A 12,390-nucleotide genomic window follows, 5' to 3' on the forward strand; every position below is an offset into this window, starting at 1 on the left:
AGCATTTGGGCAATGTGTATTACTCCAGCGAGCCATTTCAGGCGCGTTCTTAGCGTAAGCGAAATCCAGCGCTTACGTAGACTTATGCGTGAGGGCTCTCCCGAACGCATTAGTCGCAGTTAGCGCTTAGTTTGCTGGAGCGTTGCGCCGGCGAGTGAGTAATACACATTGTCCAAATGCGTCCCTCCTGAAGAACTTTTTAACCATAAAAAAGCCCCTTAGGAATTTTTATTGACTTCCTAAAGAGCTTTCAATATACAATCTTATTAACCTGCCAGGTGAAGGATTCCAATGAGGAATACCCAGCCAAGTCCATAATATGTCACAACAGCAACAAGGTCGTTGACGGTGGTGATCAATGGGCCAGAGGCTACGGCGGGGTCTACACCTGCTTTTTTGAAAAACAGTGGGATACAGGTACCTACGGCACTGGAGATCAGCATTGCAAGGAGCAGGGCGACTCCGATGCAGCCGGATACGGCGTATGCAAATACCAAAGTCTTTCCTTTAAATAAGTAAATGTAAAGTCCAATGAGTACAAAGGACAATATACCAAGCAACGCACCATTGCAAAGACCAATCCGCATTTCTTTAAATACAAGTTCCAGCTTCTGCTTGCCGGTGAGGGACTCATCCATCAGGACACGGATGGTTACAGCCAGGGACTGCGTACCGACGTTTCCGGCCATATCCAATATAAGGGACTGGAAGGCCATGATGATGGGAAGCTGGGTAACTACGTTCTCAAAGACACCAACTACAGAGGATACAACCATTCCAAGACCAAGAAGAACGATCAGCCATGGCATACGTTTCTTCATACTCTCTTTCAGCGGTTCCTTCAGATCTTCCTCTGCGGTAAGACCTGCCAGCATGGCGTAATCCTCTCCCATTTCATCATCAACCAGGTCGATGATATTGGAAGATGTGATAACACCTAAAAGGCGGTTGTCATTATCCAGCACGGGGATGGAATCCTCGGAATACGCTTTCAGTTCTTCGATACAGTCGTCAATATCCTCTTCGGCATATACATATGGGTAAGAGGTTGCCACCAGATCTTCCAGGGATTTATCCTGTCTTGCAATGATCAGGTCTTTCAGATCAATGGCTCCGTAAAATTTCTGTGACTCGGTTACCACAAAGATTGTGGAAATATTATCGTTCTTAGCAGCCTGTTCTACAAGGCTGTTCATAGCCTGCTTCACAGTCAGGTTCTCACGAATGATAATGCAATTGGTCGTCATGCGGCTGCCGATTTCATCCTCATCAAAGGAAGCAATCATCTCAATATCGTGGCGGACATCATCGTCCATTAATTCGAACAGCAATTTCTTTTTGGCTTTATCAATCTTATGAAGAACCTCTACAAGGGCATCGGTCTCCATACGTGAAAGAATGGCTGCACCTTTTTTCACATCCATCTCTTTCACATATTCTGCTGCATTATCTGAGTCCGTATACTCAAAAACATCGGACAGCATATCCAGTTCCAGAATACGGTACAGTTTGCAGCGTTCCTGAACAGTCAGCCTCGGCATTGCATCTGCAATGTCATTGGCATGAAAATCTCCCAGCTTATCGCTCATAGCTGCCGGAGAGGTATTACTTCTTACTACAGCCAGAATATCCTGGGTGTAGTCCTGCACTCTTTTCTCCATCCTACTTTCTCCAATCTGACAATAAGACAGTTCACCATTTCCAGGTGTTTATCTTATGTATTTTTGACAGACTTATACAAAGTCCATTTTTACGGACAGTAAAATCCGTATTTAAACAGAATATAAGCGTATAGCTTTTCTGTTCTTTGAGCGTGTTTGAAAAAGGTTTTCTGCAAGATGTACGTCACAATTTGTGGGAGATTTTACCAGAATGAGGGCACCATAGTGGGCTACGGCAACCGAATTCGGGTAAAATATACTGCAAAATGGAGCGCAGATTGCGGAAATGCTTTTTCAAACAGGTTCTAGGGAATATTGGATTCTTCTGAAGAACTCATAGGATAGAAAAAAGAAATGAAACAGTGTTCTTAAGCGCAATGCGCCTTTTACATGAAAAGAAGAACAGAATGTGTGCGATGCTCATCTGTCATTTCGTTTTTCCATCCTATGCAACTACTTCGCCCATGAGAATCGCAACTATCCATTCTGTTCACCTGCCTTTGTTCTTAGATTTTGTGGGAATATATTTTATTCCCACAGGTCATTCTAACTGCTTTTATACAAAAAATCAATTCCTATTTTGCTATTTACCTGATTTTTCACCTGATTTTTTCAAGTTTCTTTCCATTTCTTTACATAGCTGTCATTTTTCTGTGGGCAAATAGAAAAAGAGAGACGGCAAAAGCCGTCTCAAAAGAATCAACACGATATCAATTACAGCAACTGGCGCAATGGTCTTATTATAATTCTTAATACTCCATAGAACAGCTTTTTCTGCCAGTTCAGCACTTTCGTTTCGTACTGTGCTCCTTCGGTCTCCTGTCCGTTTGACAGAACTTCTTTACTTTTTTCTATGTAAGTACCTTCCGTGGACTGAATCTGCTGATTCAGTTCTTTGCTGTCGATAACAAGCATTAATTCCGTATCCAGATAAGTACTTCTCATGTCCAGGTTATAGGATCCGACGACAGAAAGTCGGTCATCAAGCAGAACAGCTTTTGTGTGAACTGGAACCTCGTTCATCAGCTCATATACATCGGCACCGGTATTCAGAATTTTCTTTTTCTGATTCAGGTAGTCGGTGCAGCCCCAGGGGTTGGAGCCTTTTTCTACTGCGTTAAGAATGATCTTTAACTGGGCATGGGACGCGATCTCATTTAAAGTGTCGTACATGTATCCGTTGCAGATCACATATGGGGTCTGGATCGTTACATTTTCTGCGTTCTGCGCCAGATAGCGGATTGTCTGAAGTACCAGGGGCGTTTTGGGACCTGCATGGGTTCCGTTGTTGACAAGCGTAATTTTATTCGCCGGAATGGTATCCTCCTGCCAGGAGCTGTAATCTTCAATATCGGCGTATTTTTCTTTCAGGGAAGCGTAACGCATTTCTAAAGACTGGTACTGTTTTTCGTACTTTGAAAGCTTTTCCTGTGTCTCGTCTGCAATTTCATTTTCAACATTCGGTATTCCATTCACAATATTTGAGTTTTTTAAATTGCTTTCTGCACCCTCACTGTCATCCGATGCTTCTTCTGACACAGAAATATCTGAACTATTCTTTTTTCTTCCACCCTTTATTTGCACGCAGTCCTCATTCCATATCTGCCGGAAATACGTTTCCAGTTCCTGCAGAGATTCTCCCTCGCCCTTTGTGATATCCCACACCAGAATATCCCTGTCCACATTGATATCCGTGGTATAATCTCCAAGGAAAATATCATTGCTGTTGCGTCCACCCAGTAGATACATTTCGTCATCCACGATCACATATTTATCGTGCATACGGTAATTCAGCTTAAATAAGCCTGCTGGAGTCACCGGATTGTAAACACCAACAACTACATTCTCCCTCGCTGCCAACGCCTGAAAGTCTTTACTTCCATTCAAGAAAAGCTGCTGGTAAATACCATCGATCAACAGTTTGATTTCCACACCTCTTTTGGCAGCTTGATCCAATGCTGCAAGAAGATCTGTTCCGCTTTCATCTGCCCGCAGATCAAAGGTTGCCAATACAATACTCTTCTTCGCCGCTCCAATCATCCGCAGACGCCACAAAAGTGCCTCTTCATTATCATCAATACAGCGGATCCGTTCGCCCCCTGACGTATCGGAAGTAAATTCTGTCTGTTTCAGCGTTTCCGCAAATTTTTCATCTGGCTTCCTGCAATACAGCGGTGCAAAAACATTTACCAGTACTACAATAAGTAAAAACCATAAAAATATATTCCGTATTCGTTTTAGATTTTTCTTTATCGTTATACACCCTTTCTAAAATCAACATTCCCACAAATATTTCTTCAAATCTACACAACCATTTTCTTTCAGAGTAACTCCTTCCTCTTTCAGCAGCCACTCCTGCTCTGTCCACCCCGGTGCCAGCCTCCCCATATGGTTCACCACCCGATGGCAGGGAAACTTCCCATAGTTCTCTGCATGTGACAACACTCCCGCCACCAATCTGGAATTCTTCTCCCGCCCGATCAGCTTCGCGATCTGTCCATAGGTTGCCACTCTCCCCGCCGGAATTTCCTCCACCACGGAAAGAATCTCATAGGCAAGATCATCGTTTAATTTGGAGATATTTTCTTTGCGCTTGTTTGTTTTCAGTAAATCTGAAAAGGGATCGTCAATCATAACTTTTGTCACCTACTTTTATTCATTTCTATTTTGCCATGTAGTATTTCGTTTGGTGGCCCCCTTTTTTTGCTCCAGCACTATGCTGATGAGCTTTGACAATAGAAGCGTCAATTGACAGTTCTGTTAATTCGGCTTCTAAGCTCAAAACACGAAAAATATTATCAAGGGTGCCGTCTTCAATCCATTTACGGAAATGGGAATAAACAGTTTGCCAGGAACCATAACGTTCTGGAAGGTCTCGCCATGGAGCTCCGCTACGAGCAATCCAAACAATTCCTTTCAGAATTGTCCGGCTGCACTTTTGGGGGCGTCCCTGTTTTCCGGAATTTTCAGGCGGCAGTAATGGAGCTATACGGTTCCTTTCTTCATCGGTTAATTCGTATCGTCTCAACATAATTAACACCCCTTTTTCTTTATTCTAACATGAAAATGGGTATTAGAATATATGTTTTGTGCAACTTTTATTTTTCAAACAGGCTCTAGCGTAGGCGTAATCGACAGGGAAAATTATGTTGTACCCATTTGGACAATTTGAATATAAGACTCCCTCGTAAATCAAAATGCCATCACACCGACTACTCCAAGTGTGATGGCATATGCCTTCTTTCTGTATTTTCCTACTTGATTTACGGATGGGTAATTGAATGTTCCCGCCGGGGTATCACAGATACTGGCTAAACTCTATCTTTTCCTTATTCGGTCCCTTAATTGTGAAAAATCCGACTCCGTTTTCCCAGAATGGTAAAAAATGGATCGTATCCCTGGTGGTATTTAAACCAGCATGGTTGATCAGTTCATATACTTTTTCGATGTCTTTTACATCAATTGCAACGTGATCTATAGCGCCTGATTCCATTTTAGCAGCTTTATTCCCATATGTCTCAATTACCAGATTATTCAGCTTGAGGAATGCAACTTTCTCATTTGCTTCCTCGTTGACAGTTTGCAAAGCGACCTCGAATCCAAGCCTTCTATAAAATTCAACGGTTGTTTCTATATCATTTGTAGGAATTCCCACATGCTGAATTCCATTTAACTGCTTCCTTAACATTATTTCTCCTCCTTTTTTTCTCATATAACAGCCCGGCTTCAGCCAGTTTTTCTAAAATCCGCCTCTTTTCCTCTTCCGTCTCAACTGGAATCTGCAATTCTCCATATGCAAAATCCGGCAGGCTTAAGACTCCAAGCATGGATTTCGCGTCCACAATATAGCGTCTATAACAAAGATCCACATCGCAGGAAATTGATTCTGCAATAATGACCAATTTACTTGCATTCTGCATAGTTCCCAATGTTACTTTTATTTTCATCGCTTTCACGCTCCTACGCAAACAGACTAATCACAATAGCACAGACCAGACCTGTAATTCCAATAATGGTTTCCATCATGGTCCAGGATTTCAAAGTCGTTTTCTCATCAATCTCAAGAAGGGAACTGACCAGCCAAAAGCCTGAATCATTTACATGACTGAAAGCAGTTGCTCCTCCGTTGATGGCACAGACCATGGCAGCCAGATAAAGTGGTGACAGTCCTGCTACTCCAGGCATAGCGGCCATGATTCCAGCTGCCATTGTCATGGCTACCACAGCAGCTCCAACGGACGAGCGGATCAGTGCTGCAATGAGAAAAGCAATCAATACTAACGGAAGTCCGCTTTTTTCAAGGGCTGGTCCAATAATATTTCCCATTCCGCAGTCCTGAAGCACCCAGCGGACAATTCCGCCGCCAGTAATTACCAGTAGGATTTGTCCTGTAGGGCGCAGGGAACGATCCAGAATTTTCTTTAACTGCTCTCCATCATATCCCTGTTTTTTTCCAAGGAAGTACATGGCACACAACACAGCAATGATCAGCGCTACAAATGGAGTTCCCAGAAATTCCAGCACTGGTCTCGCCGGAGCAATACCAGGAATATAAGTTGAAAGTGTGTTACACAAAATTAGTACCAATGGTACAAGGATAATACATAACACTGTAGAAAACTTCGGAAGATTTCCTTCTTCGGCTTCCCGAACTTCCTGAATATTTGAAGGAAGTCCTGCATCAATTTTACTTCCGATAAATTTTGACCATAAAATACCGGCAAAAATCAGTGACAAAATTCCAACAGGCACACCTACTGCTATCATAATGCCAAGATCCACGTTCAGCATATTTGCCACCAGGACAGAGCCTGCTGATGGCGGAATAAATGCAAAGCCTGTGGCAAGTCCAGCCAGAAGAGGGATCACATAATATAAAGTAGATTTCTTTGTCTTTTTTGCAAGTCCGAATGCCAGTGGAATGAGAATCACCACGCCAGCCTCAAAGAATACGGTTGTACCAACTACCAGCCCTGTGATTCCCAATGCAATTCCAGATTTTTTCTCACCGAATTTATTGATCAAAGTCTGGGCAACACATTGTGCACCTCCTGATACTTCCAGGATTCCTCCAAACAAAGAGCCAAGTCCAATTAGCAGGACAATTCCCTGCAAGGTATCACCCGCACCTTTTTCCACTGTACTTACCAGGGTTGGAACCGGCATTCCGGCTCCAAGCCCAATAACCAATGCTGAAATCAGCAGTGATAAAATCGGATGAATCTTAAATTTAATGATAAGAAGCAGAAGCAATATAATTCCTGTCCCTGCCGCGATCAGCAGTCTGGCTGACTCTGCCACAAATACCGGTTCTGTCATTTTGTATTTCCTCCCCAAATTTCTCATTCAATAGTCTACAATTAAACAGATAACAACACCCGCATTTTTGCTATCCTATATTCGGGACTTATCAGCATAGTGCATCCCAGATAAATTTATTACGCTGTAACATATTTATGAATTGTAGCTCTCACAGCTCCCGGCCCTGCGATCATTTCCCTGAACATGTTCTCAATCTTCTCTCCCACACCAGCTTTGTAAAGATCTGTGAAAAACAGGCGCTCGTTAGAAAGGATCGGTTTCAGCTGATTCTTAAAAGTCTCAGGCTTTCCAATAACAATATCCTTTAACTGTTCCTGAAGTTCCTCATTCATCGGATCTGGTGCCAGTTCATATTTATTCCCTGCGTCATCCACTGCCAGCATATATCTTAACCAGCCAGCGATTCCAAGAGGAATTGCTGTGAGCTTAGATGCATTCCCGAATCTCTTCACATATGCCTTTACAGTCTCTCCAAAACGGATTCCAACCATCTGGGATACATCCACAGCAAGACGAAGGTTGGTATCGCCAAGGTATTCATTTGGGAAACGATCGTTAAAAAGCTCATCCACAAATGCCTGTGGGGAAAGGATTCCAGGATCAGCAACTACCGGAAGACCCTCACCATAGGCTACCATACGTGCCATTTTCATCATGTCTTCATTTGTATTCAGCATATGGGCAAAAAGGTCATATCCAAGAACCACGCCAAGAGGACCAGTTGCAGAATGAACCGGATTCAGACATACCGTTACTTTCATTCTCTCAGAAAGATTTACTGTATTTCTGTCTGCCATGTATACGCCGAAACCTTTTTCCAGAGCAGGACGTCCATTGGGGAAGCTGTCCTCGATTACAAGATACTGTGGTTTCTCAGCATTTACAAATGGTGCAATATATGTTTTCTTGCTTGTGATAACAGGCTGCATGCTTTCTACGCCAAGCTTCTCAAGGTCAGCTGCAATCTGCTCACTGGGACGAGGTGTGATCTTATCGATCATGGTCCATGGGAAAGCAACCACTTTCTCATCACTTACATAGCTTATAAATCCATCATCTACAAATCCGGCTTTCTTCCATTCTTCTGTCATGGTCAGCACAGACTCACGAAGCTTTGCACCATTCTGGGAGCAATTGTCCATGGATACAAGGGCAATCGGATATTTGCCTGCTTTATATCTCTCGTAAAGCATTGCCACTAGAACTGCCATAGCACCTGTAGCTTTGTCCGGACCATTCTGGATATCAGCCTGTACAAATGGGAACCAGGTTCCGTCAGCTTTATGTAATGCATATCCTTTTTCCGTGATGGTAAAGGATGCCATCTGAAGGGATTTGCTGGTGAAAATTTCTTTCAGACGGTTCCACTGTTCCAAGTCTGAAGACTGAGCCTTTACAGCTTCTGCCAGAGCGCCCAGAACCTTATATTCACGGGTTCCGTCTCCATGAAGGATTACGTTTAATCCAAGATTATCATATGGCTCATAAATCTTATCCACTACATCATAGTCAAAGGTCTCCACACAGGTAATTCCTCTGTCCAGAATTCTCTCTTCCAGAAGTCCGTCTGCAATACCACCGATAAATATACGGAAAATATTGCCGATTCCAAAATGTACCCATACCGGAGCTTTTTTCGCTTTGGCAGATATTTTCTCCACATCATAACCTGGAAGCTGGATTCCTGCATTTTCCCATGCTTCATGCTCTTTGATTCCGTTTAATGTTAATTTCATGTTCTGTTCCTCCCTAATTTTCTTATTGTACAGATCTGATTCTCAATCCCAATCTGTTTTGTTGTTCTTTATGTTTCTTTTTGTTTTAACTTATGTGTATGTCTTAATTGTAAGTCGAGTATATATCTTTTCTTTTCAAAAATCCATTGACAGAAATTCTAATTTTTGTTTCTAATTTTTGTATGGTTTTACCAGTAATTTTCTGCTTATTGCTTTTTTAACTGTTCTATACTAAAATGCAAGTAAGACTTAACATTATCTAATAAAGTAAAGATTACATGATTACTGTTCACTTCATAGTCTGCAATACAAGCTTTGTTACCAATGGACAGTAACATTACCTATTTGAATATTTATTAGCAGTCACTAACCTTATGTTGTACTAAAGACATAACCAGGAGACCATCATGAGTGAAAAAGGATTAACCACCATTGCTTTAAAGAAAATAAACCGTTCCAAAATTTACCAATACATTTACCGGAGCAAACTGACCTCAAAGCTACAGATCGTTCAAGATCTGCAGATGGGTCTGTCTACTGTCAGCCAGAATTTAAATCTTCTGGAAAATGAAGGGCTGATTGAGAAAAATGGTTACTTTGATTCCACCGGAGGACGAAAGGCCAATGCCATTCAGACTGTTTCGGATTTCAGAATTTCCATTGGTGTTGGAATATTAAAAAATATGTTTCATATCACCGCCATTGATCTGTACGGAAACACGGTCTATACGGATACAATTCCGCTTACCTACTCAAACACAGCTGCGTATTACCAGCAGATCACTGACAAAGTCAAGGACTTTATTGACAAAAACCAGTATCCGGAGAATAAAATTCTGGGGGTTTCCATCGCTACCCAGGGAATTACTTCCCCGGATAATACCACTGTTATCTACGGAAACATTATGAACAACACCGGTATGCGTCTAAAGGATTTTTCCAGGCATCTGCCTTATCCCTGCCATCTGGAACATGACTCCAAATCAGCTGCTTTTCTGGAATTGTGGAATCATCCGGAGCTTGACAGCGCTGTTGTCCTTTTATTGAATCGAAATCTTGGCGGTGCCATTATCACCAATCACCAGATTCACCAGGGATGTTCTATGCACAGCGGAACAATCGAGCATATATGCGTCAACCCTGACGGACCGCTTTGCTACTGCGGAAACCGGGGCTGTCTGGAAACCTATTGCTCTGCCAACTCCTTGGAACAGGCCAGCGGCATGACTATAAAGGAATTTTTTCCTCTTTTAAGAGAAAAAAAATCCCCCCAGCTTATACAAATCTGGGAGGATTATCTGAAACATCTGGCTTTTGCAATGAAAAACCTGAATCTGGTTATTGATGCACCCATCATTATCAGTGGATATCTGGCACCTTATTTTACGGAAGATGACACGGATTATCTGCTGCGGCAGATCAATTCCATGACTCCATTTGAGCTGAAAGAAGAACAGATTCTCGTGGGCACACATGGGCAGTATACACCTGCGATCGGGGCTGCACTTTTTTATGTGAAGGAATTTATCCAGTCAGTTTGACACTAAAAAAGCTACTGTTCACTCTGTGACCAGCAACACGCTTCGGGATGCACAGAAATCATGCATTCGCATGATTTCGCGCCGAGGTTCTCGTTTTTTCTATGAGCTTTGCTTACAAAAAACACCTCGCAGAATGTTACCAATAAACAGTAACCTAAAAAATCAATGCAAAATATGTAATTACACATTTTTCTTGACAAAAGTTTTCGCTCTTATTATAATTACCGTTGTTAATTAACAGTGGTAATTATTTTTTTGTAAGGAGAAATAACTATGGACATTGAACTTATCAAACGTATGATGGATGCCTGTTATCAGGGCAAGCGAATCCGAGATATGCTGCCGCCTCTGCCAGATGGAGTTGCATCTTCTTTTATTCAATATCTGGATATCATTGAAAAACTGGAAAAACAGGGTATTCGAGTGAAGATATCCGATGTAAGTGACGCTCTTTCCCTCCCACGTCCCGGTGTAACCCGTACAGTGAAGGACATGGAAGCCAAAGGCTATGTGAAAAAGCTTGCATCTGCAGAGGACGGCCGGATTACCTATCTGACTGTTACAGAAGCCGGAAAAGCCCTTTCAGAGAAGTACAACAAACAGTACTTTACTATTCTATCCGGTTATGTAGACAGTATTCCAGAGGAGGACATTCTATGTACCATCCGGACCATGGAGAAATTTTATAAGATTATGTGTGAAAGGAGAATTGACCTTGACAAATGAAAAAAATGATTTTACACAGGGAAGCATTCTGAAAAAGCTTGCCCTTTTTATGCTGCCGATTCTTGGTGCCCTTATACTGCAGGCAGCATATGGTGCAGTAGACCTTCTGGTAGTTGGACGCTTCGGCTCTACATCCGGGCTGTCTGCTGTTTCTACCGGCAGTCAGGTATTGAACCTTGTGACTTTTGTAGTAACACAGTTTGCTATGGGAATCACAGTCCTCATAGCCCGCTATCTTGGCGAAAAAAAGCCGGAACGGATTGGCTCTGTTATTGGCGGTGCTGCAGTTGTTTTTGCTGTCATTTCTGCCATACTTTTTATTGTAATGATTGCTTTCGCCCACCCTATTTCCGTGCTTATGCAGGCTCCTGAGGAGGCTGTTTCACTTACCACAAGCTATGTAAGAATCTGTGGAAGCGGTATTTTCTTCATTGTTGCCTATAACCTGCTTTCTGCTATTTTCCGCGGGCTTGGTGACAGTAAATCGCCGCTTTTATTCGTTCTGGTAGCCTGTATTGTAAATATTTTCGGAGATTTATTTCTGGTTGCAGGGCTTCATCTGGATGCTGCCGGCGCAGCTCTCGCAACCGTTTTCGCACAGGCGGTCAGTGTAGTATGTGCGATCGTCATCCTGCTGAAAAAGAAGCTTCCCTTTTCCATCAAAAAATCCGACTTATGTTTTAATTCCCAATGTAAACGTTTTCTGGGAATCGGACTGCCTCTGGCTCTCCAGGAATTTCTTACCCAGATGTCCTTCCTGGCACTTTGTGCATTTGTAAACAGATTAGGGCTGGAAGCCTCCTCCGGATATGGGGTTGCCTGCAAAATTGTAAACTTTGCCATGCTGATTCCAAGCGCACTGATGCAGTCCATGGCCTCCTTCGTTTCCCAGAACGTAGGCGCTGGAAAGCCAAAGCGTGCAAAGCATTCTATGTTCACCGGAATCGGAGTCGGACTGCTATTCGGATGTCTGGTTTTTGTTCTGATTCTATTGAAGGGTGATATACTTGCCAGCCTGTTCTCAACTGATGCAGCAGTTATCCAGAAAGGCTTTGAGTATTTGAAGGGCTTCGCACCTGAAACAATTTTAACAGCAATTATGTTTAGTATGGTTGGTTATTTTAACGGAAATAATCAGACCTTGTGGGTTATGTTTCAGGGATTGTTCCAGACACTTCTGGTGCGTCTTCCAATGTCATATTATATGAGCATTCAGCCTGATGCCAGCCTGACAAAAATCGGTCTGGCAGCACCTGCCTCCACACTGGTAGGCATTTTGCTTAATGTAATTTTCTTTCTGTACTTCAACAAAAAAATCAATAACAGGCAATAAGTAAAAAAACAGTCCCCTACGCAGTCTGTAAAATGTACTGCGTTGGGGACTTATTTTATGACGGGGTTATT

12 protein-coding genes are annotated in these 12,390 nt (G+C 42.6%); 3 read left to right on the forward strand and 9 right to left on the reverse strand.

The annotated features are described in order from the left end of the window. Positions 1-266: 266 nt before the first annotated feature. The 9 genes from mgtE to I4V84_RS14515 form a co-directional block, all read right to left on the reverse strand. Positions 267-1,661 carry a magnesium transporter gene (gene mgtE, locus I4V84_RS14480; protein WP_195992685.1) on the reverse strand — a complete coding sequence of 465 codons (1,395 nt, stop codon included), beginning with the start codon at positions 1,659-1,661 and terminating at the stop codon, positions 267-269. 111 nt (positions 1,662-1,772) lie between these two features. Next, positions 1,773-1,949, reverse strand: coding sequence for a DUF6783 domain-containing protein (locus I4V84_RS20795; RefSeq protein ID WP_334285795.1), 177 nt, complete (start codon positions 1,947-1,949; stop codon positions 1,773-1,775). A 426-nt stretch (positions 1,950-2,375) separates the two neighbouring features. Beyond that, a complete protein-coding gene (locus I4V84_RS14485) occupies positions 2,376-3,716 on the reverse strand; it encodes a phospholipase D family protein (RefSeq protein WP_243284121.1) in 1,341 nt (446 codons plus the stop codon). Positions 3,717-3,935: 219 nt separating this feature from the next. Next, positions 3,936-4,241: an MGMT family protein gene (locus I4V84_RS14490; protein WP_195477860.1), complete on the reverse strand. Its 306-nt coding sequence runs from the start codon at positions 4,239-4,241 to the stop codon at positions 3,936-3,938. A gap of 82 nt (positions 4,242-4,323) precedes the next feature. Continuing rightward, a complete protein-coding gene (locus I4V84_RS14495) occupies positions 4,324-4,692 on the reverse strand; it encodes an IS5 family transposase (RefSeq protein WP_243284122.1) in 369 nt (122 codons plus the stop codon). Positions 4,693-4,959: 267 nt separating this feature from the next. Then, positions 4,960-5,349, reverse strand: coding sequence for a VOC family protein (locus tag I4V84_RS14500; RefSeq protein ID WP_195992687.1), 390 nt, complete (start codon positions 5,347-5,349; stop codon positions 4,960-4,962). Beyond that, positions 5,297-5,608, reverse strand: a complete 312-nt coding sequence (locus I4V84_RS14505; RefSeq protein ID WP_195992689.1) for an HPr family phosphocarrier protein — start codon at positions 5,606-5,608, stop codon at positions 5,297-5,299. The genes I4V84_RS14500 and I4V84_RS14505 overlap by 53 nt, the downstream gene beginning before the upstream one ends. A 13-nt stretch (positions 5,609-5,621) precedes the next feature. Then, positions 5,622-6,980, reverse strand: a complete 1,359-nt coding sequence (locus I4V84_RS14510; protein WP_173773984.1) for a gluconate:H+ symporter — start codon at positions 6,978-6,980, stop codon at positions 5,622-5,624. Positions 6,981-7,099: 119 nt separating this feature from the next. Beyond that, positions 7,100-8,719, reverse strand: coding sequence for a mannitol dehydrogenase family protein (locus tag I4V84_RS14515; protein ID WP_195992690.1), 1,620 nt, complete (start codon positions 8,717-8,719; stop codon positions 7,100-7,102). A gap of 407 nt (positions 8,720-9,126) precedes the next feature. Between I4V84_RS14515 and I4V84_RS14520 the strand changes: the two genes are divergently transcribed. The 3 genes from I4V84_RS14520 (at position 9,127) to I4V84_RS14530 (ending at position 12,319) form a co-directional block, all read left to right on the forward strand. Beyond that, the gene (locus I4V84_RS14520; RefSeq protein WP_195992691.1) at positions 9,127-10,260 is read left to right on the forward strand and encodes an ROK family transcriptional regulator; all 1,134 of its coding nucleotides are present in this window, start codon (positions 9,127-9,129) and stop codon (positions 10,258-10,260) included. Between the two features lie 273 nt (positions 10,261-10,533). After that, complete coding sequence (locus I4V84_RS14525) at positions 10,534-10,986, forward strand: MarR family transcriptional regulator (RefSeq protein WP_173773987.1); 453 nt, start codon at positions 10,534-10,536, stop codon at positions 10,984-10,986. Continuing rightward, on the forward strand, positions 10,976-12,319 hold the full coding sequence (locus tag I4V84_RS14530) for an MATE family efflux transporter (protein ID WP_195992692.1): 1,344 nt from the start codon (positions 10,976-10,978) through the stop codon (positions 12,317-12,319). Before I4V84_RS14525 ends, I4V84_RS14530 begins: the two co-directional genes overlap by 11 nt. Positions 12,320-12,390: the final 71 nt, after the last annotated feature.

Source organism: Ruminococcus sp. 1001713B170207_170306_F1 (genome assembly GCF_015668065.1).
Taxonomy (GTDB): domain Bacteria; phylum Bacillota; class Clostridia; order Lachnospirales; family Lachnospiraceae; genus Blautia_A; species Blautia_A faecis.

Excerpts from the sequence above, each read along its gene's own strand:
- mgtE (WP_195992685.1), bottom strand. The coding sequence starts at position 1,661 with ATGGAGAAAAGAGTGCAGGACTACACCCAGGATATTCTGGCTGTAGTA.
- I4V84_RS14495 (WP_243284122.1), bottom strand. The coding sequence starts at position 4,692 with ATGTTGAGACGATACGAATTAACCGATGAAGAAAGGAACCGTATAGCT.
- I4V84_RS14500 (WP_195992687.1), bottom strand. The coding sequence starts at position 5,349 with ATGTTAAGGAAGCAGTTAAATGGAATTCAGCATGTGGGAATTCCTACA.
- I4V84_RS14505 (WP_195992689.1), bottom strand. The coding sequence starts at position 5,608 with ATGAAAATAAAAGTAACATTGGGAACTATGCAGAATGCAAGTAAATTG.
- I4V84_RS14510 (WP_173773984.1), bottom strand. The coding sequence starts at position 6,980 with ATGACAGAACCGGTATTTGTGGCAGAGTCAGCCAGACTGCTGATCGCG.
- I4V84_RS14515 (WP_195992690.1), bottom strand. The coding sequence starts at position 8,719 with ATGAAATTAACATTAAACGGAATCAAAGAGCATGAAGCATGGGAAAAT.
- I4V84_RS14520 (WP_195992691.1), top strand. The coding sequence starts at position 9,127 with ATGAGTGAAAAAGGATTAACCACCATTGCTTTAAAGAAAATAAACCGT.
- I4V84_RS14525 (WP_173773987.1), top strand. The coding sequence starts at position 10,534 with ATGGACATTGAACTTATCAAACGTATGATGGATGCCTGTTATCAGGGC.